Source organism: Amycolatopsis eburnea (assembly GCF_003937945.1).
Classification (GTDB): Bacteria; Actinomycetota; Actinomycetes; order Mycobacteriales; family Pseudonocardiaceae; genus Amycolatopsis; species Amycolatopsis eburnea.
In genome coordinates, this window is sequence record NZ_RSEC01000060.1 from 274,064 (window position 1) to 296,475 (window position 22,412).

Here is a 22,412-nt window from a genome sequence, read left to right on the forward strand (position 1 = left end):
ATGCCGTGAAGGCCTCCTTACCGGTCATAAACGCCGGTAAGGAGGCCTTCACGGACCAACAAGCGGTCTTACTTGGCGTCGGCCTTCTCGGCGTCACCCTCGGCGGGCTTGGCGTCCTCGTCCTTGACCACGATCAGGCTGATCTTGCCGCGGTTGTCGATGTCGGCGATCTCGACGCGGAGCTTGTCGCCCACGTTGACGACGTCCTCGACCTTGGCGATCCGCTTGCCGTTGCCCAGCTTGGAGATGTGCACCAGGCCGTCCTTGCCCGGCAGCAGCGAGACGAACGCGCCGAACGCGGCCGTCTTCACCACGGTGCCGAGGAAGCGCTCGCCGACCTTGGGCAGCTGCGGGTTGGCGATGGCGTTGATCAGGTCGATCGCCGCGTCCGCCGACGGGCCGTCGGAGGCGCCCACGTAGATCGTGCCGTCGTCCTCGATGGAGATGTCGGCACCGGTCTGCTCGGTGATCGAGTTGATCATCTTGCCCTTCGGGCCGATGACCTCGCCGATCTTGTCGACCGGGATCTTCACGCTGGTGACGCGCGGCGAGTACGGGCTCATCTCGTCCGGGCTGTCGATCGCCTCGGCGATGACCTCCAGGATGGTGATGCGCGCGTCCTTCGCCTGCTTCAGCGCGGCCGCGAGGACCTCCGACGGGATGCCGTCGAGCTTCGTGTCGAGCTGCAGCGCGGTGATGATGTCCTTGGTGCCCGCGACCTTGAAGTCCATGTCGCCGAGGGCGTCCTCGGCACCGAGGATGTCGGTGAGCGCCACGTAGCGGGTCTCGCCGTCGACCTCGTCGGAGACCAGGCCCATCGCGATGCCCGCGACCGGCGCCTTCAGCGGCACGCCGGCGTTGTAGAGGCTCATCGTGGACGCGCAGACCGAGCCCATCGAGGTCGAGCCGTTGGAGCCCAGCGCCTCGGAGACCTGGCGGATCGCGTACGGGAACTCGTCCCGCTTCGGCAGCACCGGCACCAGGGCGCGCTCGGCGAGCATGCCGTGGCCGATTTCGCGGCGCTTCGGCGAACCGACGCGGCCGGTCTCACCGGTGGAGAAGGGCGGGAAGTTGTAGTGGTGCAGGTAGCGCTTCGTCGTCTCCGGGGAGAGCGAGTCGATCTGCTGCTCCATGCGCAGCATGTTCAGCGTGGTGACGCCCAGGATCTGGGTCTCGCCGCGCTCGAACAGCGCCGAGCCGTGCGCCCGCGGGATCACGGCGACCTCGGCCGCGAGCGACCGGATGTCGGTGAGGCCGCGGCCGTCCATGCGGATCTTCTCCGTGAGGACGCGCTGGCGCATGATCTTCTTCGTCAGGGCCTTGAACGCCCCGCCAATCTCCTTGTCGCGGCCCTCGAAGGCTTCGCCCTCGCCGAGGCCGACCTTCTCCAGCACGGCGGCCTTGACCTGGTCGGTCGCGGCGTCGCGGTCCTGCTTGCCGGCGATCTGGAGGGCGTTCGCCAGGTCGTCGGTCGCGATGGCGGCGACGGCCTCGTAGACGTCCTGCTGGTAGGCCGGGTAGACCGGGAACTCGCCGGTCGGCTTCGCGGCGGCGTCGGCCAGGCGCTGCTGCGCCTCGCACAGGACCTTGATGAACGGCTTCGCGGCCTCGAGGCCCTCGGCGACAGCGACCTCGTCCGGCGCCTTGCCGCCGGCGGCGATCAGGTCGAGCGTGTGCTCGGTGCCCTCGGCCTCGACCATCATGATCGCGACGTCTTCACCGACGATGCGGCCGGCGACGACCATGTTGAAGGTCGCCTTCTCCAGCTGCGACCAGGTCGGGAACGCGACCCACTGGCCCTCGATCAGCGCGACGCGCACGCCGCCGACCGGGCCGGAGAACGGCAGGCCGGCGATCTGGGTCGACGCCGACGCGGCGTTGATGGCCAGCACGTCGTACGGGTCTTCCGGGTTGAGGCTCTGGACGGTGATGACGACCTGGATCTCGTTGCGGAGACCGTCGGCGAACGACGGGCGCAGCGGCCGGTCGATCAGGCGGCAGGTCAGGATCGCGTCGGTCGACGGGCGGCCCTCGCGGCGGAAGAACGCGCCGGGGATGCGGCCCGCGGCGTACATGCGCTCCTCGACGTCCACGGTCAGCGGGAAGAAGTCGAAGTGCTCCTTCGGGTGCTTCGACGCGGTCGTCGCCGAGAGCAGCATGGTCTCTTCGTCGAGGTACGCGACCACGGCGCCGGCGGCCTGCTTGGCCAGGCGGCCCGTCTCGAAGCGGACGGTGCGGGTGCCGAACCGGCCGTTGTCGATCACGGCTTCGGTCTCGTGCACGGTGACTCCGGTGGAGTCGGTCATAGACAGTTCTCCTCTTTGGTTCCTTCTACTGGCGCGAGTCTCCCACCCTGGGACCCGTTTCGCCTGAGGACGCTCGAGGAATGAGGCCGGTCTTCGATCGAAGCCCCCGGGACGCTTCCCGGGAACCACTACCGAGGACCGGCGGACGGACCCTCGTGCGCGCTCGCGCCGTTCGGTACTGCACCGAGGGGGAGCAGCCGGCGGCCACTCCCCCTCGGGTTCAAGCTATCGGCGCAGGCCGAGGCGCTGGATCAGCGCACGGTAACGCTCGATGTCCACCTTCATCACGTAGTTCAGCAGCCGGCGGCGACGGCCGACCAGCAGCAGGAGCCCGCGACGCGAGTGGTGGTCGTGCTTGTGAGCCTTGAGGTGCTCGGTGAGGCCGACGATCCGCTTGGTCAGCAGCGCGACCTGGGCCTCGGGGGATCCGGTGTCCGAGTCGTGCACGCCGTACTCGGCCAGGATCGACTTCTTCTCTTCGGTGGACAGCGCCACTTGTGTTGCTCCTCGAATTGATCAGTGCCGTGCGGCCCCGGGCGTGGATGCACGCCGGGAAGACGGTCACGGCCGCCACGGACTGCAGCCGGACCCGCTCGTGAGGTTACCAGCCCGCTGAACAGCGCCTTCAGGCGCCGTCCAGCTCGAAGACGCGCGCCACCCGGTAGCGGGGGCCGCCCGGCTCGCGCTCGCTGGTCATCAGCGCCACCTCGGTGGCCTGCCAGCACCGGCTCGTGAAGCCGGCGAGCTTCTGGGTCCAACGCGCGGCGCGCCCCGGATCTTCCCGGGGGAACCGCGCGAGCGTCAGGTGGGCCGCGTACGGCCTCGACTCGGCGTCGGCGCCCGCGGCGTGCGCGAGCGGCGTCAGCTCCGTTCCGGCGACAGTCAACCACAGCACGCCGGGGAACGTCGCGGCCTTTTCCAGCCGGACCCCGACGGCCGCCCGCCCGGCCAGGCGCCGCTCCAGCCAGGCGGTGCGGGTCTCCAGGTCGTCCGGCCCGTAGTAGGCGAGCGTGACGTGCCAGCGCTCCGGCGGCTCCCAGCGCAGGCCGCCGCCCGGCTCGCCCACGGCTTCCGCGATCGCCTCGACGACGTCGTCCGGCGGGAGCAGCGCGCTGAACAGGACCGGCATCAGGAGCCGTTGCCCGCCCGGCGGAGCAGGTCGGCGATGGCCGGGAACTCGTCGTCGAGGCGCTTGGCGGCCTCGCCCAGGTCTTCGTCCTCGGCCAGGTCGCGCAGGTAGGCGAGGACCTTCGCGTCTTCGTTGACGACCGGGATGTTGTCCCGGCCGACGGTGGGGCGCGAGTCGCGGACGTCCTCCATCGCGGCCAGCATCGCGTCGCGGTTGCCCGCGGCGACCTCGGGCACCAGGATCTTGCGCTCGAGCATGATCATCCTGGCCAGCACGACCGGGTTGCCGATCTTCGCCCGCCGCCCGCTCATCACCTGGCTGAGCATGGGGGCGCTGATCCCGAGGACCTCCGCCAAGAACGCCTGCGAAACGTCGAACGCGACGACGAGCCGGCGCACGCGGTCGCCGAGCGGCTCCCCGTACCACTCGCGCTGCAACGCGATGTTCCGCTGGACGATCTTGTGGTCCTCCACCAGTTCCGCTCCCCTATGCCCCGCTCGCGCACACCGTCCGTGAGCATCTTGCCATCGCCCCCACGTGCGTGAACGCGAAATCCCCTATTCGCCCCCGGTCGGGGCGTCCGGGGGCAGCTCCAGTGCCTTTCTCGTCTCGATCACGTCGTCGTCGATCTGCGTGACGAGCCCGGCCGAGTCGGCGAAGCGCACCTGGTCGCGCAGCCGCGTCACGAAGTCGATCGCCACGTGCTGGCCGTAGAAGTCCTCGTCGACGTCGAGCACGAACGCCTCGACGGTCCGCTCGCGCCCGGAGAACGTCGGGTTCGTGCCCACCGAGACCGCGGCGCGCAGCCGGCGCGACGGGTCAGCCGAGCGGGTGAACCAGGCGCTGTACACGCCGTCGGCCGGCACGGCGGCGAAGCGCGGCGTCGACAGGTTCGCCGTCGGGTAGCCGAGCTCGTGACCGCGGCCGTCGCCGCGCACGACGATGCCCTCCAGGCGGTGCGGGCGGCCGAGGGCCTCCGCCGCCGCGACGACGTCACCCGCGTCGATGCACGACCGGACGTACGTGCTGGAGAACGTGATCGCCGATTGGTCCTCTTCGGACAGTTCCTTGCCCTGCAGTTCCGCGCCGTAGGCGGCGAACCCGAACCGGCGGCCCAGGGTGCGCAGCATCGCGACGTCGCCGGCGGCCTTGGCGCCGAAGGTGAAGTTGTCGCCGACGATCACCGCGGCCGCGTGCAGGCGGTCGACGAGCACCTCGTGCACGAACTCCTCCGGCGCCAGCCGGGACAGCTCCAAGGTGAACGGCAGCACGCAGAAGACGTCGACGCCGAGGCTCTCGACGATTTCCGCCTTGCGCCGCAACGTGGTCAGCTGCGCCGGGTGGCTGCCCGGGCGCAGCACCTCCGACGGGTGCGGGTCGAACGTCACCATGACGCTCGGCAGCCCCCGTTCGGCCGCCGCGGCCACGGTCCGGCTGATCAGCTCCTGGTGCCCGCGATGCACCCCGTCGAACACGCCGATGGTGACCACGCACCGGCCCCAGCCGCCGGGGAGGTCCCCCAGCCCACGCCACCGCAGCACGTCGTACTCCCGTCTCTGTAAGGCCCACCCTAGGCGGGCAGCAACACCACCACCGCGCGGGACACGCCTTGTTCGTCGGCGGCCAGCGCGAGCACCCGGCCGTCGGGCCCGAAGAGCCCGTAGGTGCCGTCGAGCCCGGCCGCGGGGATGCGCTGCCCGTGCCGGACGGCCTTCGCCGTGGCCGCGTCGAGGTCGCGCCTCGGGAAGGCGGCCGCGACGGCGGCGTCGAGGTCCAGGCTCAGCTCGGGCGTCTCCTCGAGCTGGTCGAGGGTGCGCGCCCTGGCCAGCGTGAACGGGCCGACCGTGGTGCGCCGCAACGCCTTCAGGTGCCCGCCGCAGCCGAGGTCCGCGCCGAGGTCGCGGGCCAGCGCGCGGACGTAGGTGCCGGACGAGCACTCGACGACGGCGTCGACCTCGACGTGGTCGTCCTCGTGGCGGATGCCCAGGACGTCGAAGCGGTAGACGGTGACCGGGCGGGCGGGGATGACGACGTCCTCGCCGGCGCGGACGCGGGCGTAGGCGCGCTTGCCGTCGATCTTGACGGCGCTGACCGCGCTCGGCACCTGCTGGATGTCACCGGTCAGCTTCGCGACGCCTTCGGCGATCTCGTCGTCGGTGATCTTTTCGGTGTCGCCGGTCGTGAGGACCTCGCCCTCGGCGTCGTCGGTCGTGGTGCTGCTGCCGAGGCTCAAGGTGGCCAGGTAGGTCTTGCGGTCCAGCGCCAGGTGGCCGAGCAGCTTGGTGGCGCGCTCGATGCCGAGCACCAGCACGCCGGTCGCCATCGGGTCGAGCGTGCCGGCGTGCCCGACCTTGCGGGTGCCCATGATGCGGCGGGCCCGGGCGACGACGTCGTGCGACGTCATCCCGGCGGGCTTGTCGACGATCAGGAGACCGGGCGGCGGGGCGGGGCGGCGGGGCGGTTTGGGGCTCGACACGGCGCAAACCCTAGCTGCCGTCCCTTGGGGAACGATCAGGCCGCTCAGGCTGCGACGATCGGCGTCTCCGGTAGTGCGGCGTCCCAGCGGCGGCGGGTGATCCGGACCGGCAGCTCTTCGCCGCGGGCTTCGGCGAGGAACAGGTGGGCGCGGGTGCGGCGCCACCACACGAGCATCCGGACCGTGCCGAGCGCGAGGATCGCGACGATCGCCAGCAGCGACAGCCGGAAGCTCCCGCCGGTCCACTGCAGCAGCACGCCGACGAGCAGGGCCGCGATGGTGGTGGCGACGAAGCCGCCGACGTTGACCACGCCGGTCGCCGTGCCCACCCGGGACAGCGGGTTGTAGTCGCGGGCGAGCGCGAACCCGATCATCGACGCCGGACCGCCGAGGGCGAGGAAGGCGAACGCGGGCACCAGCACGGCCACCGGCACGGTGCCGGGCCAGCTCAGCAGCAGCGCCCAGACCAGCGCGGCACCGCCGATGTACCCGCCGACCAGCGGCATCCGCAGCGACGGGTGCCTGCCGATCACGCCGCCGAGCAGCGGACCGCCTGCCATCGACCCGAAGACGAACACGGTGAGCAGCGCGCTCGCGGTGGCCTTCGACTGCCCCTGGCCCTGGACCAGCCACGGGACGCCCCACAGCAGCGTCAGGGCGTTGGGGGCGAACATCGTGCTGAAGTGGACCCAGAAGCCCAGGCGCGTCCCCGGCGTCCGCCAGGCTTCGGCGACCTGGTGGGCGAGCGCGCGCGGGCGGACCGGTTCGCGGACGGGCGGCGTTTCGCCGGCCGGGACGTCGCGGACCCGCAGCGCCACGACCAGCGTGTACAGCACGGTGAGGGCGCCGACGGCGAGGAAGGTGGGCGTCCAGCCGGAGACGTCGAGCAGCAGCGCCAGCGGGACGGTGGCGGCGAGGTTGCCGATGTAGCCGACGGCGGCGGTGAACGACGTCAGCAGCGCGTACTGGCGGCCCGGGAAGTGGGCCGCGAACAGGCGCAGCACGCTGACGAAGGTGAGCGCGTCGCCGAGCCCGAGCACGCCGCGGGCGAGCAGGCCGAGGCCGTAGGAGTGCGCGATGCCGAGCAGGAGCTGCCCCGTGCCGAGGATCAGCACGGCGGCGATGAGGACGCGGCGGGGACCGTAGCGGTCGACCAGGACCCCGGTCGGGATCTGCATGGCGGCGTAGACGCCGACCTGGAGGACGGTGAAGGTGCCGAGCGCGGCGGCGCCGACGCCGAACCGTTCGGCCGCCTGCAGCCCGGCGACGCCGAAGGAGGTGCGGTGGAAGACCGCGAGGAGGTAGACGGTGACGGCGGCGAGCCAGATGAGCCAGGACCGGGCCGTGGCGCGGCCGGTGGCGGGCGGCACAAGGACCTCCAGGGGTTCGGCGGTGTTCGGGGCGTGGAACGCCCACGCTGCCGTCCCTACTACTTGTATCGCCTAAGCAACGGCGAAACATAGCCGTTATCCGGGTGGTTTTCGCCACAGGGTCGGGGGCATCACACGTGGTCAGGCGGGGCGGATCGCGCCCGTCACCGCCCAGTTGCCCGAGCGCCAGCGCGCCACCACGAACGCCAGCCGGAGCACCATGAACAGCGACAGGCCGGTCCAGATCCCCGCCAGCCCCCAGCCGAACCCCAGCGAGGCCCAGATCAGCGGCAGGAAGCCCAGCGCCGCGCTCCCGAGCGTCGCGTTGCGGAGGAAGGCCGCGTCGCCGGCGCCCAGCAGGACCCCGTCCAGCGCGAACACCACCCCGGCGATCGGCTGCAGGGCCACGAAGAACCACCACGCGTGCGGGATCTCCGCCAGCACGCCCTGGTCGGACGTGAACGCGTGCGGCAGCACCCACGACAGCGCCGCGAACAGGACGCACAGGAAACACCCCAGCAGCAGGCCGTACCCCGTGATCTGGTTGGCAACCCCGCGCGCCTGCCGCGCCGAGTTCGCGCCCAGCGCCGCGCCGACCAGCGACTGGGCCGCGATCGCCACCGAGTCCAGGACCAGCGCGAGGAACGTCCACAGCTGCAGCACCACCTGGTGCGCGCCCACCGCCTCGGTCGACGTGCGGGCCGCGACGGCCGCCGCCGAGACGAAGCACGCCTGGAACGCCAGGCTGCGCAGGACCAGGTCGCGGCCCAGGCCGAGCTGCGCGCGCATCACCTTGAAGTCCGGGCGCAGGCCTGCCTTCTCCTTGACCAGCGCGGCGAAGAACAGCGCCGCCGAGATCACCTGCGCGACGACGTTCGCGATCGCCGAGCCCTCCAGCCCGAGCCCGGCGCCGTAGACGAGCACCGGGCACAGCACGGCCGAAATCCCGTTGCCCGCCAGCACGTACCGCAGCGGTTTCGCGGCGTCCTGGACCCCGCGCATCCAGCCGTTGCCCGCCATGGTGACGAGGATCAGCGGCGCCCCGAACAGCGCGATCCGCAGCCACGACACGGCCGCGGACGCGATCTCGTCGCTGCCCGAGAGCGCGCGGGCGATCGGCCAGGCCAGCAGCTGCCCGACGCCGAGCACGACGAACCCGACGAACAGCGCCAGCCACGTCGCCTGCACGCCTTCGCGGACCGCGTCCGCCCGGCGGCCGGCGCCGTGCAGGCGCGCGGTGCGCGACGTCGTGCCGTAGGACAGGAACGTCAGCTGGCTCGACACCTGCGCCAGCACGACCCCGCCGAGCGCGAGCCCGGCCAGCGACAGCGCGTCGAGGTGGCCGACCACGGCGGTGTCGACCAGCACGTACAGCGGCTCGGCGGCCAGCACCCCCAGCGCGGGCACGGCCAGGCCCAGCACGCGCTTCGCCGGTACCCGCTCGGTCTCCTCCACGTTCACCACGATCCGGACTCTAACCGGCCCCACCGACAGTTCTGACCGGCGGGAAGCCGGGAACTTTCCGCCGGCGGCATCCGACGCGCGCTAAAGCAGCGGCGCCCGCTCCAGCGCGGCGCGCAGGCCCGCGAGGACCTCCTCGGCGGTGCCCGGGATCGTGCAGCCCGCGGCCTGCCGGTGCCCGCCGCCGCCGAACTCCGCCGCGACGGCCGAGACGTCGAGGCCGATGGAACGCAACGAGATCTGCCACTGCGCCGGGTTCGCCAGGTCCTGCTTGAGCACCGCGGCGACGGCGGCCTCGCGCACCGAGCGGACGACGTCGACGACCGACTCGACCTCCTCGGCGCGCACCGTCTCGGCCAGGTCGACGCGGACGACGGCGTGCACGAACCCCTTGCCCTGCGCGGCTTCCCGCTCCAACCGGGCTTCGCTCAGCACCGACGACAGCATCGGCAGCCACGCGAAGGGACGCTCGTCGACGATCCGCCGCACGACCGCTTCGGCGTCGACGCCGGCCTCGATGAGCCGCGCCGCCATCCGGTGCGTCTCCGGGCTCGCCCGCCGGAAGCCGCTGGTGTCGGTGACGATCCCGGCGTAGATCCCGCGCGCGATCGGCTCGTCCAGGACGGTGCCCAGCTCGTCCAGGAGCCGGAACACCAGGATCGCGCTGGCCTCGGCCGTCTCGTCGACGACGTGGCAGGTGCCGTAGAAGGTGTTGGTGGCGTGGTGGTCGACGACGAGCACGGCACCGGCGGTCTCGACGCGCCCGGCGAGCCGGCCCAGCCGCTTCGGCGTCGGCGTGTCGACGCAGACCAGCAGCGGCTCGGCGGCGGGCAGGTCATCCGGGTGGGTGAGCAGCCCGTCTTCGTCGAGCCACCGCAGCGACTCGGGCGCCTCGTCGGGCTCGCCGAAGGAGACGCGCACCTTCGCGCCGCGCTGGCGGAGGGCCCGGCCGAGGGCGAGCGCGCTGCCCAGCGCGTCCGCGTCCGGGCGGATGTGGCCGAGGATCGTCACGTCGGTGGCCGAGGCGAGCAGCGCGGCCGCGTCGCGGATGTCCCGCGCCGGAGTAGGGGTCACGGTGCGTCACGCTACGCTCTGCGGGATGCCTGAGTACGCGATGCTGGTCTACCCGTCGGCCAACCGGGTCTACGCCGCCTCCTCCGCCGCCCTGCTGCGCGCCGAGCTGGCGGTCTTCGGCACGGCCTTGGCGGCCGAGCTGTCCGCGATCGAGGAGACCGAACTCGGCGGCGTGGGGTACGTGCGCTTCACGAGTTCGGCCCCGCTGGAGGCGCGCGACCTGGCGATCCTGTCCAACCTGTCGTCGCTGTACGCGCTGTTCGAGCTCGGCGACGGCGTCCTCCGGCCGGTGACCGTGACGCCGCTGGCGAAGGCGGACTCGGACCTGCTGACGATCCAGAAGTACGCGGGCAAGACGAACGAGCTGTTCACGAAGCTGCTGGTGAACGTCACGCTGATGGCGACCGCGGACCCGTTCTCCCCCAAGGCGAAGTACCTGCTGGACCCGCTGTGCGGGCGCGGCACGACGCTGAACCAGGCGATGATGTACGGCCTGCACGCCACCGGCCTGGACGTCGACGGCAAGGACTTCGAGGCGTACGAGGCGTTCATCAAGACCTGGCTGCGGACCAAGCGCGTGAAGCACACCGCGGAGTCCGGCCAGCTGCGCCGCAACAAGGTGCGCCTGGGCCGGCGCCTCGACATCGAGTACGCGATGTCCAAGGAGGAGTACAAGGCCGGCGACACCCGGCGGCTCGTGTACCTCAACGCGGACACGCTGACGACCGACGAGGTGCTGCGGGCGAATTCGTTCGACGTGATCGTGACCGACGCGCCGTACGGCGTGCAGCACGGCAGCCACCGCGAGGCGGGGTTGCAGCGCAGCCCCCGCGACCTGCTGGCGGCGGCGGTGCCGGTGTGGACCAGGGTCCTGCGTCCCGGCGGGGCGCTGGGGATTTCGTGGAACACGACGGTGCTGCCGCGGGAAGAGCTGGTCGCGGTGCTGCGGAAGGCCGGCCTCGACGTGCGGGAGGGCGGGCCGTGGGAGGAGTTCGAGCACCGGGTGGACCAGGCCATCCTGCGCGACCTCGTGGTGGCGGCGAAGCCCGCTTCCTGAGTCGACAAAGCGTTTCGCGGCTATACTCCCGGACGTGACCGTCGACCAGCGACCCTTGCGTGCCGACGCGCGGCGCAACCGGGAGGCCTTGGTCGCCGCGGCCCGGGAGGTCTTCGGGGCCAAGGGCGTCGACGCTCCCCTCGACGAAGTCGCGCGGCGGGCCGAGGTCGCCATCGGGACCCTCTACAACCGGTTCCCCACCCGGGCCGACCTCGTCGAAGCCGCCTTCCTGCCGACGCTGCGGGAAGCCGCGGCCGTCACCGAAGAGGCGCTCGCCTTCGAGGACCCCTGGGCCGGTTTCGTCCACTTCCTCGAACGCTCGGTTCTCATGCAGGTCGCCGACCGCGGGTTCACCGAGGTGTGCTCGCGGGTGTTCGATCCGGACTCCGGGATCGAGAAAGCCAAGCACGCCAACGCTTCCCGGCTGAACCGGATCATCGAACGCGCTCAGGAAGCCGGGCAGCTGCGCGACGACTTCCGCGGGGCCGACCTCGCCGTCGTCTTCGCCGCGGCGACCGCCACGCCGGATTGGCGGCGGGGGCTCGGCATGATCCTCGACGGGCTCCGCGCCCGATGAGCTGGCTCGCGGACACCCGCGACTCCTACGACACCGTCGCCGAGAGCTACGCCGAATTCGTGGCCGACGCCCTCGAACAGCAGCCGTACCTGAAGGCCGCGCTGACGCTGTTCGCCGCGCAGGTGGACGGGCCGGCCGTGGACGTCGGCTGCGGGCCGGGGCACTTCACGGCGTACCTGGCCTCGCTGGGGGTCGACGCGTCCGGCGTCGACCTCTCCCCGGCGATGGTCGGGCTGGCCCGGCGGGCGCACCCGGAGCTGGCGTTCGAGGTCGGCTCGATGACGGACCTGACGCTGCCCGACGCGTCGGTGGCGGGCGTGCTCGCGTCCTGGTCGCTGATCCACGTCCCCGACGACGACGTCCCGGTGGCGCTGGGCCACTTCCGGCGCGTGCTGCGCCCGGGCGGGCTGCTGGTGATCGGGTACCACGTCGGTGCCGGGACCCGGCTGAAGACCCAGGGGTACGGCGGGCACCCGATGCGCGTCCACATCCACCTCCGGCAGCCGTGGTGGCTGGCGAGGCGGGTGCGCGCGGCGGGGTTCACGGTCGAGGCCGAGTGGTCGCTGAACCCGGAAAACGAGGTGTCGCAAGCGATCCTGTTCGCTCGCGCGTCAGCGTAGCCGCTCCCCCACGAACTCCAGGACGTCCGGCAGGATCCCGCGCCAGTACTCGTCCTTGTGCCCGCCCGGCGAAAACCGCGCCACCGCGGGCGAAACCGCCTTGACCAGCTTGCGATCCGCGCCCAGGAACGGGTCCGACTCGCCGCACCACACGCCGAGGGTGCCCGGGCGGAGGTCCGCGGTGTGCAGCAGCGGCTCTTCCGCGCGCCAGTTGTCCTCGCCGGAGAACACCTTGCGGCTGCGGGCGTCGGGCCAGTCCACGAACAGGGCCGCGCTCGCCGTCGCCACCGCCTTCAGGTCCGGGTGGGCGCGGGCGAACCGCAGCGCGCCGAAGCCGCCCATCGAAATGCCGAACACGGCGGACGCCGGGAGCAGGTCGCGGCCGGTCAGCCAGGTCGGGAGTTCTTCGGTGAGCATCCGCTGCGGGTCGTCGCCGGAACCGACGTCCACCCAGTAGTTGGCGCCGTCGACGGCCGCGATCGCGAACGGCGGCGTGCCGGCGCGGACCGCCGCCGTCAGGAGGTCCGGGACGCCCAGCGAGAGGAACGTCCGAGCCTGCGCGCCCCGGCCGTGCAGGGCCAGGCACACCGGCAGCCCCGCCGCGGGGACCCCGGCCGGGGTGATCAGCACCAGGTCGACGTCGGTGCCGCGGGCCACCGACGGCATGCGCTGGACCGTCACCGGGTCACGCAACACGGAAGGCCGCGTCGGCGGCGGGACCGCGGGCGGGCCGGGCGGGGGTTCGGACGGTGAGCAGCCCGCCAGCAGCGCGAGTGCGCTGCCGGCGAGCAGGGTGCGGCGGGAGAGCACGGGTCAGCCCCGGCTCTCTTCCTCCGCGAACTCGTCGTCTTCGGCGTCCTCGGTCTCTTCGCGAGGCGCCTTGTACGGGTCGGCGTCGCCGGCGTGCTGGGCGCCGGTCGCGCGGCGGGCGACCTCCGCGTCGGCCTCACGGGCCTTGGCGAGGAGGTCTTCGATCCGCTTCGACTCCTCCGGGATCGTGTCCGCGACGAACGTCAGCGTCGGCGTGTAGCGGACCCCGGTGCCCTGCCCGACCTTGGTGCGCAGCACACCGCGCGCCGATTCGAGCGCGGCCGCCGCACCCGCGAAGTCCGGGACGGAGTCCAGCTTCTCGCCGAGCACCGTGTAGTAGACGGTCGCGTCGTGCAGGTCGCCGGTGACCTTCGTGTCCGTGATGGTCACGTAGTTCAGCCGCGGGTCCTTGACCTCGTGTTCGATCGCGGACGCGACGATCTGCGAGATCCGCTTGGCGAGCTTGCGAGCCCGAGCAGGATCGGCCATGTCGTTCTCCTAGAAAAAGGGCTAGTCGTCTGGACCGAGCAGCCGGCGGCGCGCGGACAGGAGTTCGAACTCCGGCCTGCTCGCCACGTACCGCTCACACGAGTCGAGCACGTCCCGGACGTGCTCGCCACCTTCGGCGACCACGGCCACCCCGATGAGGGTCCGGCGGTGCAGATCGGTGTGACCGGCCTCGGCCACCGATACGGCGAAGCGCTTGCGCACCTCGGCCAGCACCGGACGGACCACGGACCGCTTCTGCTTCAGCGAATGGACGTCGCCGAGCAGGATGTCGAGCTCGAGAGCTCCGACGAACATAGGCAGTTTTGGTGGTGTCGTAGGGATGGGAACCCCGGGTGTGCGGCGGAAAACCGCACACCCGGGGACACAGGCATTACGCCCGCGGCTTCTCGCGCTGCTCGTACGTCTCGATCTGGTCGTCGACCTTGATGTCGCTGTACGAACCGAGCGTCAGACCGCACTCGTAGCCCTCGCGGACCTCGACCACGTCGTCCTTGAACCGCCGCAGCGAGCTGATCGGCAGGTTCTCCGCCACGACGGTGCCGTCGCGGAGCAGACGGGCCCGGGCGTTGCGCCGGATCTCGCCGGACATGACCAGGCAACCCGCGATCGTGCCGATCTTGGAGGACTTGAAGACCTCGCGGACCTCCGCGCGGCCCAGCTCGACCTCTTCGTACTCCGGCTTGAGCATGCCCTTGAGGGCCTGCTCGATCTCGTCGATCGCCTGGTAGATGACCGTGTAGTACCGGACGTCGACGCCCTCGCGGGTGGCCCGCTCGGTCGCCTTGCCCTGGGCGCGGACGTTGAACCCGAGGACGATCGCGTCGGACGCGGTCGCCAGGTCGATGTCCGACTCGGTCACGCCACCGACACCGCGGTGGACCACGTTCAGCTCGACCTCGTCGCCGACGTCCAGCTGGAGCAGCGAGGCTTCGAGGGCCTCGACCGTACCCGAGTTGTCACCCTTGATGATCAGGTTGAGGCTGTTCGTCTCCTTCAAGGCGGAGTCGAGGTCCTCGAGGCTGACCCGCTTGCGGCGCGACGCGTTGAGCGCGTTGCGCGTGCGAGCCGACCGGCGCTCGGCGATCTGCCGGGCGACGCGGTCCTCGTCGACCACCAGGAAGGTGTCACCCGCGCCCGGCACCGACGTGAAGCCGATGACCTGGACGGGACGCGACGGCAGCGCCTCGGTCACGTCGACGTTGTGCTCGTCGACCATCCGGCGGACGCGGCCGTAGGCGTCACCCGCCACGACCGAGTCACCGACGCGCAGCGTGCCGCGCTGGACCAGGACGGTGGCCACCGGGCCGCGGCCGCGGTCGAGGTGCGCCTCGATCGCGACACCCTGGGCCTCCATGTCCGGGTTGGCCCGGAGGTCCAGAGCGGCGTCCGCGGTCAGCAGGATCGCCTCGAGCAGGCCGTCGATGTTGATGTTCTGCCGCGCGGAGATCTCGACGAACATCGTGTCGCCGCCGTACTCCTCGGCGACCAGGCCGTACTCGGTCAGCTGCTGCCGGATCTTGTCCGGGTTCGCGCCTTCCTTGTCGATCTTGTTGATCGCGACCACGATCGGGGCCTTGGCGGCCTGCGCGTGGTTGATCGCCTCGACCGTCTGCGGCATCACACCGTCGTCGGCCGCCACCACGATCACCGCGATGTCGGTCGAGTTCGCACCACGGGCACGCATGGCGGTGAACGCCTCGTGACCCGGGGTGTCGATGAAGGTGATCAGGCGCGGGTTGCCCTCGAGCTCGGTCTCGATCTGGTACGCACCGATGTGCTGCGTGATGCCGCCGGCCTCGCTCTCGCGGACCTTCGTCTTCCGGATCGTGTCGAGCAGGCGGGTCTTACCGTGGTCGACGTGACCCATGATGGTCACGACCGGCGGCCGGACCTGGAGGTCCTCTTCCTCACCCGCGTCTTCGCCGTAGGTGATGTCGAAGGTCTCCAGCAGCTCGCGGTCTTCTTCCTCGGGGCTGACGACCTGAACGTTGTAGTTCATTTCGCCGCCGAGCAGCTCGAGGATGTCGTCCGACACGGACTGCGTCGCGGTGACCATCTCGCCGAGGTGGAAGAGCACCTGCACCAGCGAAGCCGGGTTGGCGTCGATCTTCTCGGCGAAGTCGGTCAGCGAAGCACCCCGCGGCAGCCGGATCGTCTCGCCACTGCCCTTGGGCAGGCGGACGCCGCCGACGCTGGGCGCCTGCATGTTGTCCATGTACTCCTGGCGCTTCTGCCGCTTCGACTTGCGGCCCTTGCGCGAGGGACCACCGGGGCGCCCGAAGGCACCCGCGGTACCGCCACGGCCACCGGGGCCGCCACGGCCGCCGCCGCCACCGCGGAAGCCGCCACCGCCGGCCGGGGCACCCGTGCCACCGCCCGGGCGGAAGCCGCCGCCACCGCCGCCGCCACCGGGGCCGCCGCGGAAGCCACCGCCGCCGCCACCGCCACCGGGACCGCCGCGGAAACCGCCGCCGCCACCGGGACGACCGCCGCCACCGGGGCCGCCACGGGCGCCGCCACCGGGGCCACCGCGGGCGCCGCCACCGGGACCGGCGGGACGCTGCGTGCGGCCCGGCATCATGCCGGGGTTCGGCCGCGGGGGCATGTTGCCCGGGCTCGGCCGGTTGCCACCGGCGCCGCCGCCGGGCCGCGGGGCCGGACGGTCACCGCCGCCCTGACCGCCGCCGGGACGCGGCGGGCGGGTGTCGCCGCCCTGACCGCCACCGGGGCGCGGGGCCTGCGGACGCGGGGCCGGGGCGCCGGAACCGACGCCGAACGGGTTGTTGCCGACGCGCGGGGTGCGCGGGCCGGGCTTGGGACCGCCGGGCTTGGGGCCCTGCGGCTTCGGCGGGACGACCGAGCCGGTGCCGCCCTGGGCGGGCGCGGCCGGGGTGTCCTGCTTGGGCGCGGCAGGAGCGTCGGCTTTCGCGGCCGGGACCTGCTGCTGGGGCGCGGGCGTCGCCGGCCGGGGGCCGGGCCGCGGACCGGGGCGCTGCCCCGGGGTGGCCGGCTTCGCGGCGGCGGGTGCCTGCTGCTGCGGCGCGGCCGGAGCCGGCGCGGCCGGAGCGGGTGCCGCCTTGGCCGCCGGCGCCTGCGGGGCAGGTGCGGCGGGCTTCGGGGCGGCGGGCTTGGCGGCCGGCGGGCCGGGGCGCGCCGACGGGCCGGGGGTGGGCTTCTTGGCGCCCTTGGGGGCGTACGCGTCGCGGAGACGGCGGGCGACGGGCGCCTCGACCGTGGACGACGCGGACTTGACGAACTCGCCCTGTTCCTTCAACTTCGCGAGAACGTCCTTGCTGGTGATGCCGAGCTCCTTCGCGAGCTCGTGTACGCGGGCCTTGCCTGGCACAACTCTCCTCATCTAGGGGAGGCCAGGCGGCTGACCCGCTGACCTCGTCCTTATTGTCTGACGCTCATGGCTTCAGCTTCACGGCTGACTCATGACGGGTCGACCTGCTTCCTTGGTTCCTCGCGACCCCGGGGACGTCCCGGGTTCGTGGTGCGTCGTGGTGAGCCCGACGTGCTCGCGGACCTCACGGGCGTCGAGCGCCCCCGTCGCCCGCAGGGCTCTGGGGAAGGCCCGCCGCCGTTCGGCCTTGGCCAGGCAGTCCGGGTCGGGGTGCAGCCAAGCCCCCCGGCCCGGCAGCCGCCGACGTCCGTCGACGACCACCCGCCCGGCCACCGCGACCACGCGCAGCAGCTCACCGATCAATGCCCGCCGCTTGCAGCCGACACAAGTCCGCACCGGGAGATTCCGGTGGGGCTGGTGCTCGGCTACCCGCCGCGGGCTTTGAACCACTCCTGAGTCTAGCGCTTCGACCTTCACTCAGCCGAACCGGTTGTCGCGGCGGGCCGCGCCGGACCGGCGTGGTCTTGATCACCCTCGTCGTCGGCCGGTGCGGCGTCGCTGCGGATGTCGATCCGCCAGCCGGTCAGGCGGGCGGCCAGGCGGGCGTTCTGCCCCTCCTTGCCGATCGCCAGCGACAGCTGGAAGTCCGGCACCACGACGCGGGCGGTCTTCGCCCGCTCGTCCACGACTCGTACCGAAACAACCTTCGCGGGCGACAGGGCATTCCCGACGAAGCGGGCCGGGTCGTCGGAGAAGTCGATGATGTCGATCTTCTCGCCCGCCAGCTCGCTCATCACGTTGCGCACGCGCGCGCCGACCGGGCCGATGCAGGCGCCCTTGGCGTTGACGCCCGGCACGGTGGACTTGACCGCGATCTTGGTGCGGTGCCCCGGTTCGCGCGCGACGGCGGCGATCTCGACCGTCCCGTCGGCGATCTCCGGCACCTCGAGCGCGAACAGCTTGCGCACCAGGTTGGGGTGCGAGCGCGAGAGCGTGATCTGCGGGCCGCGGTTGCTGCGCGACACGGTGAGCACGTACGCCTTGATCCGGCTGCCGTGCTCGTAGGACTCCCCGGCGACCTGCTCGCCGGAGGGCAGCACGCCCTCGGTGTCACCCACCTGGACCACGACCATGCCGCGGGCGTTGGCGCGGGCGTCGCGCTGGATCACCCCGGCGACGATCTCGCCCTCCTTGGTGGAGAACTCGCCGAAGGTCTTCTCGTGCTCGGCGTCGCGCAGCCGCTGCAGGATGACCTGGCGCGCGGTGGTGGCGGCGATCCGGCCGAAGCCCTCGGGGGTGTCGTCCCACTCCTCGTCGACCTGGCCGTCGTGGGTCAGCGTGTGCGCGAGCACGCGCACCAGTCCCGTCTTGCGGTCGATGTCGATGCGGGCGTGCGGCTGGTGGCCCTCGGTGTGCTTGTACGCGGTGAGCAAAGCCGTCTCGATGGCCTCGATCACCGTTTCGAAGGGGATGTCCTTGTCCCGTTCGATCGCCCGCAGCGCGGCGATGTCGACGTTCACTTCGACCCCTTCTCCGTCTCGGCCGCGATGATGCCGGACGCGTCGTCTTCGAGCAGTTTCAGGTCCTCGGCGGGCGGCTGCTTGAACTCGATCTCCACGACCGCCTTCGCCACGTCGGCGTAGCGGACGTCGCGGAGCTTGCCGCCTTCGAGGACGCGGGCGGCGTCCGCGCCCGCGTGGCCGACCCGGCCGATGAAGGCCGTGCCGTCGGCCTGGGTGATCTTCACGAGCCGGAACCGCGCGCGCCGCCAGTGGCGGGCCTGGGTGAGCGGGCGGTCGAGCCCCGGTGAGGTGACCTCCAGCGTGTAGGCGCTCGCCAGCACGTGGTCGTTCTCGTCGAGCGCCGCCGAGACCTTGCGGCTGACCTCGGCGACCTCGTCCAGCCCGACCCCGTCGTCGGCGTCGACGACGACCTTGACCAGCTGCCGCCGGCCGGCCTGCTGCACCTCGAACGAGTCGAGGTCGAAACCCGCGGCGGTGACGGCTTCGGCCACTATCGGCTGGAGCCGGCTGGCGAGTTCTCCTGGCACGTGGGGCTCTCCTTGGTTACGGCGGGTCGGTGGTGGACCAGCTTATCCGGTCGCCCGCTCGGGCCGCGCGAGCGGCGGGGGCGGCCGGGGGCCTGGCAGGATGGGCCGACGTGACCGGAAGACCGACCGACCTGACCCGTCGTGCCGCCCTCCGCGCGGGGGCGCTGGCCGCGCTGGCCGTCCCGCTCGCCGCCTGCGGGCCCGGCTACGACGAAAGCCCCGACCCGTTGCAGCCGCTGCTGGCCGCCGCCGACGCGGACGCCACCGCCGCGCGGGCGCTCGCCAAGGGCGACGACGCCGCCGGCCAGCTCGCGGCCGCGCGCGCGGCGCACGCGGCGGCGCTCAAGTCCGAAGTGGACCGCTTGAACCGGCCGAAACCGTCGCCGTCACCGGCCCCGCCCGCCCCGGCGGCGCTGGGCGATCTGAAGGACCGGCTGGCGGCGGCGCGCAAGGAGGCCGAAGACCTCGTCGGCGGGCTCCCGCGCTACCGCGCCGGGCTGGTCGCGGCGGTGGCGGCGGGCTGCGCCGCGCTGCAGCGCATCGACCCCGCGCTCGGTCCGGGCGACGACGCGCCGAAGGTGGGCGCCGCGCCCGGGGGTGCCGTGCCCGCGGAGGCGGTGGACCCGCTGCAGACCGCGCTGGCCGCCGAGCACGCCGCCGTGTGGGTGTACGGGCTGGTCGGCGCGTTCCTGCCGGGTGACTTCGGCGACGCCGAGAAGAGCGGCGCGGCGGAACACGCCCTGCGGCGGGACTTCCTGCAGACGACGCTGGCCGCTTCGGGTGCCACGCCGGTCGCGCCCGAAGCGGCGTACGTGCCGAAGAACCCGGTGACGGACGCGAAGTCGGCGTCCCAGGTCGTCGCGACGGCCGAGGCCGACTGCGCGTCGGCGTGGCTGGCCGTGGTCAACCACACCGACGACGCGGGCCTGCGGACGACGGCGCTGCACGCGCTGGTCGCCGCTTCCCGCCGCGGCACCCCCTGGCGCGCCGAAGCAGGCGAGAAGCCGACAGCCCTCGCGATGCCGGGCCAGGCCGGCTGAAACGCCGTGAAGGCCTCCTTACCGGCGTTTATGCCCGGTAAGGAGGCCTTCACGGACTTCGGTCAGGAGTGGAGGTCGGCCGACAGGCGCAGCGCGTCGTCGGCGATCTTCTCGATCAGGGCCTTGTCGGTGTGCTTCGCGTAGAAGTCGGCGAGCACGATCGTCGTGTTCGTGCCGTCGACCTTCGAGGCGTACGCCGCGTTCTTGCCGGTCAGGCTGGGGGTGCCGGTGCCGGCGAACGTCTTGTCGCGGACCAGGTCCGTCACGTTGCCGGTGTTGTCCTGGTCGGTGAGCGCCTTGAGCGCCTTCGCCTTCGACGAGTCCGGCATGCCCACCACGACCACCGACACCAGGGCCTTCTGCCCGCCGGTCTCGGTCGTGTACAACGCGCGGACCAGCGACTGGCACGGGTTGTCCGCGAAGAACTCCTTGGTCTTGCCGTAGGAGTTCGCCGGGCAGTCGTCCGCGCGCGCCGGGCCGGCGACCTTGGTGAACTGGTAGGCCCCCGTGCTCTGGGCCGGTGGCTGCGCGACCGGCTGCTCCGGCGCCGAGTCGTGCCGGATCAGGAACCACAGCAGCCCGGAGACGACGGCGATCGCGACCAGCCCGGCGCCCCTGAGCAGCAGGGACCGGGTGTCGCGCGCCGGCGGGCCCGGCGCCGGCGGGCGGGGCTGCGGGGGCACCGCGCCCAGCGGGGCCGTGTCGGACGGGCCTGGGGTGAAACGAGCACCAACCACGGGGACATACGGTAGTTCACCGCCCGGATCGGGTTCACTCGAATGCGCGTAAAACGCGTTCGACGTCGTCAACGGTGTTGTAGAGGTGGAAGCCGACCCGCACGCGGCCGCCGCGGACGCTGGACACGATGCCGGCCGCCGCCACGCGCTGGGGATCGGCGTCGAGCGCCACGATCGCGGTGCCGCGCGGGGGCAGCCCGAGCTTCTCCAGCAGCGCGTCGGCCAGCCCGGTGTTGTGCGCGCGGACCTCGGCCAAGTTCACCCCATCGAAGTACTCCAACGCCGCCGCGGCGCCGACCTGGGCGAGCCACACCGGCGAGAGGTCGAACGCGCGCGCGTCGCCCGCCAGGCGCAGCGGGAGGCCGTAGACGCTGGCCCACGGGTCCTCCCCCGCGTACCAGTTCGCCGCGACCGCCCGGGTGCGTTCGTGCGCGTCCGGGCGGACGTACAGCCACGCGCAGCCGCGCGGCGAGAGCAGCCACTTGTAGCCCGCCCCGACCACCCAGTCGGCCCAGGCGACGTCCAGCGGCAGCCAGCCCACCGCCTGGGTGGCGTCCAGCAGCACCGCCGCCCCGGCGGCCTCGGCCGCCCCGCGCAGGGCCGCGAGGTCGACGATCCGGCCGTCGGCGGACTGGACGACGCTCACGGCGACGACGTCGTGCCCTTCGACGCGCTCCGGCAGCAGCTCCAGTGGCACTTCGGTCACGGTGACGCCCGGGTTCGCCGCGAACGGGAACGTGACGCTGGTGAAGTCGCCCTCGGCGGCCACGACGCGGGTGCCCGCGGGCAGCGCCGCGGCGACGTTGGCGATGAGCTGCGACGCCGACGCCCCGATCGCGACCCGCCCGGGGTCGACGCCGAGCAGCCGGGCGAACCCGGCCCGCGACCGCGTGACGTACGGGTCGAACTCCCCCGGCCGGGTCGCGCCGGTCCGCCACCGCTCGACCGACTCGGCGACGGCTTCGGCCACCGGCGCGGGCGGGATGCCCACGCTGGGCGTGTTCAGGTATCCGGGCGGGACGGCGAAGTCGGTTCCGAAGGCGCGCATGCCCCGACTCAAGCAGACCGGGGCAAGCGGTTTAGGGCAGCAACGCGACGACGTCGGCGTAGGACGGCGGGCTCAGCGGCAGGTCACGGCCCTCGAGCACAGCCCTCGCGGTCTCGGCGGCGGCCGCCAGCGCCATCCGGTACGGCAGCGAGCCGAGGCTGATCCGGGCGACGCCCAGCTCCGCCAGCCCGGCCACGGTGACCTTGCCTGGCAGGAACAGCAGGTTGAGCGGGAGACCGGCGGCGACGATCCGCTCGACGTCCGCCGGCTCGGCGAGCCCGGGCACGAACACGCCGTCCGCGCCCGCCGCGGCGTACGCCCGCACCCGCCGTTCGGCTTCGGCGATCGAGCGGTCGCCCGCCCAGTGCGTGTCGGTCCGCGCGTTGACGAACAGCTCCGGCACGCGCTCCTTCACGGCCGTGACCAGCGCGCACTGGACGTCGAGCGCGGCCGGCGAGCCGTCGGCGCGGCCGTCTTCGAGGTTGACGCCGGCGGCGCCGGCCGCGGCCAGCTCCTCGGCGAGGTCGGCGACCGCGGCCGGGTCCGCGCTGAAGCCGTCGGCGATGTCGACGCTGACCAGGGCGTCCAGCCGGGTCAGGCGGGTGGCCAGCGCGACGGTCGCGGCCCGCGTCGACGGCGCGCCGTCCGGTTCCCCGGCCGCCGCGGAGACGCCGAGGCTGGTCGTGCCGAGCGCGCGGAAGCCCTGCGCGGCGAGGAAGGCGCCGACGCCGAACTCCCACGCGTTCGGCAGCAGCAGCGGGGACCCGGGGACGTGCAGGGCACGGAATTCGTCCATGCCCC

General features: G+C 72.6%; 23 protein-coding genes. 4 read left to right on the plus strand and 19 right to left on the minus strand.

Annotation, left to right across the window (positions count from 1 at the left end; all coding sequences use genetic code 11):
• Window positions 1–68 precede the first annotated feature (68 nt).
• From EIY87_RS36820 to EIY87_RS36860, 9 genes are all read right to left on the minus strand, one after another.
• Window positions 69–2,306 carry a polyribonucleotide nucleotidyltransferase gene (locus EIY87_RS36820; protein ID WP_125314578.1) on the minus strand — a complete coding sequence of 746 codons (2,238 nt, stop codon included), beginning with the start codon at window positions 2,304–2,306 and terminating at the stop codon, window positions 69–71.
• Between the two features lie 225 nt (window positions 2,307–2,531).
• Window positions 2,532–2,801 carry a 30S ribosomal protein S15 gene (gene rpsO, locus EIY87_RS36825; RefSeq protein ID WP_003084034.1) on the minus strand — a complete coding sequence of 90 codons (270 nt, stop codon included), beginning with the start codon at window positions 2,799–2,801 and terminating at the stop codon, window positions 2,532–2,534.
• Window positions 2,802–2,931: 130 nt separating this feature from the next.
• Complete coding sequence (gene thpR / locus EIY87_RS36830) at window positions 2,932–3,435, minus strand: RNA 2',3'-cyclic phosphodiesterase (RefSeq protein WP_125314579.1); 504 nt, start codon at window positions 3,433–3,435, stop codon at window positions 2,932–2,934.
• The gene (locus tag EIY87_RS36835) at window positions 3,435–3,908 is read right to left on the minus strand and encodes a helix-turn-helix domain-containing protein (RefSeq protein WP_086861159.1); all 474 of its coding nucleotides are present in this window, start codon (window positions 3,906–3,908) and stop codon (window positions 3,435–3,437) included. Before EIY87_RS36835 ends, thpR begins: the two co-directional genes overlap by 1 nt.
• A gap of 84 nt (window positions 3,909–3,992) precedes the next feature.
• Window positions 3,993–4,976, minus strand: a complete 984-nt coding sequence (locus EIY87_RS36840) for a bifunctional riboflavin kinase/FAD synthetase (RefSeq protein ID WP_191984404.1) — start codon at window positions 4,974–4,976, stop codon at window positions 3,993–3,995.
• 29 nt (window positions 4,977–5,005) lie between these two features.
• Entirely contained in the window at window positions 5,006–5,911 is a 906-nt protein-coding gene (gene truB, locus EIY87_RS36845; RefSeq protein WP_125314580.1) for a tRNA pseudouridine(55) synthase TruB, read from the minus strand.
• 44 nt (window positions 5,912–5,955) lie between these two features.
• Window positions 5,956–7,281 carry an MFS transporter gene (locus EIY87_RS36850; protein WP_125314581.1) on the minus strand — a complete coding sequence of 442 codons (1,326 nt, stop codon included), beginning with the start codon at window positions 7,279–7,281 and terminating at the stop codon, window positions 5,956–5,958.
• A gap of 141 nt (window positions 7,282–7,422) precedes the next feature.
• Window positions 7,423–8,742: an MATE family efflux transporter gene (locus EIY87_RS36855; RefSeq protein ID WP_125315011.1), complete on the minus strand. Its 1,320-nt coding sequence runs from the start codon at window positions 8,740–8,742 to the stop codon at window positions 7,423–7,425.
• An 84-nt stretch (window positions 8,743–8,826) separates the two neighbouring features.
• Window positions 8,827–9,816, minus strand: a complete 990-nt coding sequence (locus EIY87_RS36860; protein WP_125314582.1) for a DHH family phosphoesterase — start codon at window positions 9,814–9,816, stop codon at window positions 8,827–8,829.
• A 25-nt stretch (window positions 9,817–9,841) separates the two neighbouring features.
• Here EIY87_RS36860 and EIY87_RS36865 point away from each other — a divergent pair, with 25 nt between their 5' ends.
• From EIY87_RS36865 to EIY87_RS36875, 3 genes are read left to right on the plus strand one after another with little or no spacing between them, the layout of a single operon-like run.
• Window positions 9,842–10,873 carry a TRM11 family SAM-dependent methyltransferase gene (locus tag EIY87_RS36865; RefSeq protein ID WP_191984405.1) on the plus strand — a complete coding sequence of 344 codons (1,032 nt, stop codon included), beginning with the start codon at window positions 9,842–9,844 and terminating at the stop codon, window positions 10,871–10,873.
• A gap of 34 nt (window positions 10,874–10,907) precedes the next feature.
• Window positions 10,908–11,450 (plus strand): TetR/AcrR family transcriptional regulator, encoded by a 543-nt coding sequence (locus EIY87_RS36870; protein WP_125314583.1) that lies wholly within the window; start codon window positions 10,908–10,910, stop codon window positions 11,448–11,450.
• Window positions 11,447–12,070 (plus strand): class I SAM-dependent DNA methyltransferase, encoded by a 624-nt coding sequence (locus EIY87_RS36875; RefSeq protein WP_125314584.1) that lies wholly within the window; start codon window positions 11,447–11,449, stop codon window positions 12,068–12,070. The genes EIY87_RS36870 and EIY87_RS36875 overlap by 4 nt, the downstream gene beginning before the upstream one ends.
• Here the strand turns inward: EIY87_RS36875 and EIY87_RS36880 are convergent.
• The 7 genes from EIY87_RS36880 to rimP form a co-directional block, all read right to left on the minus strand.
• A complete protein-coding gene (locus tag EIY87_RS36880) occupies window positions 12,062–12,880 on the minus strand; it encodes an alpha/beta hydrolase (RefSeq protein ID WP_125314585.1) in 819 nt (272 codons plus the stop codon). The genes EIY87_RS36875 and EIY87_RS36880 overlap by 9 nt on opposite strands.
• A gap of 3 nt (window positions 12,881–12,883) precedes the next feature.
• Window positions 12,884–13,369, minus strand: coding sequence for a 30S ribosome-binding factor RbfA (gene rbfA, locus EIY87_RS36885; RefSeq protein ID WP_125314586.1), 486 nt, complete (start codon window positions 13,367–13,369; stop codon window positions 12,884–12,886).
• Between the two features lie 21 nt (window positions 13,370–13,390).
• The gene (locus tag EIY87_RS36890; RefSeq protein WP_003083991.1) at window positions 13,391–13,684 is read right to left on the minus strand and encodes a DUF503 domain-containing protein; all 294 of its coding nucleotides are present in this window, start codon (window positions 13,682–13,684) and stop codon (window positions 13,391–13,393) included.
• A 76-nt stretch (window positions 13,685–13,760) separates the two neighbouring features.
• Window positions 13,761–16,736 (minus strand): translation initiation factor IF-2, encoded by a 2,976-nt coding sequence (gene infB, locus EIY87_RS36895; protein ID WP_125314587.1) that lies wholly within the window; start codon window positions 16,734–16,736, stop codon window positions 13,761–13,763.
• A 78-nt stretch (window positions 16,737–16,814) separates the two neighbouring features.
• Window positions 16,815–17,099 carry a YlxR family protein gene (locus EIY87_RS36900; RefSeq protein ID WP_166641109.1) on the minus strand — a complete coding sequence of 95 codons (285 nt, stop codon included), beginning with the start codon at window positions 17,097–17,099 and terminating at the stop codon, window positions 16,815–16,817.
• A 110-nt stretch (window positions 17,100–17,209) separates the two neighbouring features.
• Window positions 17,210–18,256 (minus strand): transcription termination factor NusA, encoded by a 1,047-nt coding sequence (gene nusA, locus EIY87_RS36905; protein WP_125314589.1) that lies wholly within the window; start codon window positions 18,254–18,256, stop codon window positions 17,210–17,212.
• Window positions 18,253–18,786 (minus strand): ribosome maturation factor RimP, encoded by a 534-nt coding sequence (gene rimP, locus EIY87_RS36910; RefSeq protein WP_125314590.1) that lies wholly within the window; start codon window positions 18,784–18,786, stop codon window positions 18,253–18,255. The genes nusA and rimP overlap by 4 nt, the downstream gene beginning before the upstream one ends.
• Before the next feature lie 110 nt (window positions 18,787–18,896).
• Between rimP and EIY87_RS36915 the strand changes: the two genes are divergently transcribed.
• Window positions 18,897–19,826 carry a ferritin-like domain-containing protein gene (locus EIY87_RS36915; RefSeq protein WP_125314591.1) on the plus strand — a complete coding sequence of 310 codons (930 nt, stop codon included), beginning with the start codon at window positions 18,897–18,899 and terminating at the stop codon, window positions 19,824–19,826.
• 62 nt (window positions 19,827–19,888) lie between these two features.
• Here EIY87_RS36915 and EIY87_RS36920 read toward each other — a convergent pair whose 3' ends face one another.
• The 3 genes from EIY87_RS36920 to EIY87_RS36930 all read right to left on the minus strand — a co-directional run bounded on the left by EIY87_RS36920 (window position 19,889) and on the right by EIY87_RS36930 (window position 22,407).
• Window positions 19,889–20,509 carry a hypothetical protein gene (locus EIY87_RS36920; RefSeq protein WP_125315013.1) on the minus strand — a complete coding sequence of 207 codons (621 nt, stop codon included), beginning with the start codon at window positions 20,507–20,509 and terminating at the stop codon, window positions 19,889–19,891.
• Window positions 20,510–20,597: 88 nt separating this feature from the next.
• Window positions 20,598–21,611, minus strand: a complete 1,014-nt coding sequence (locus tag EIY87_RS36925; RefSeq protein ID WP_125314592.1) for an aminotransferase class V-fold PLP-dependent enzyme — start codon at window positions 21,609–21,611, stop codon at window positions 20,598–20,600.
• A 31-nt stretch (window positions 21,612–21,642) separates the two neighbouring features.
• A complete protein-coding gene (locus EIY87_RS36930; protein WP_125314593.1) occupies window positions 21,643–22,407 on the minus strand; it encodes an isocitrate lyase/PEP mutase family protein in 765 nt (254 codons plus the stop codon).
• Window positions 22,408–22,412: the final 5 nt, after the last annotated feature.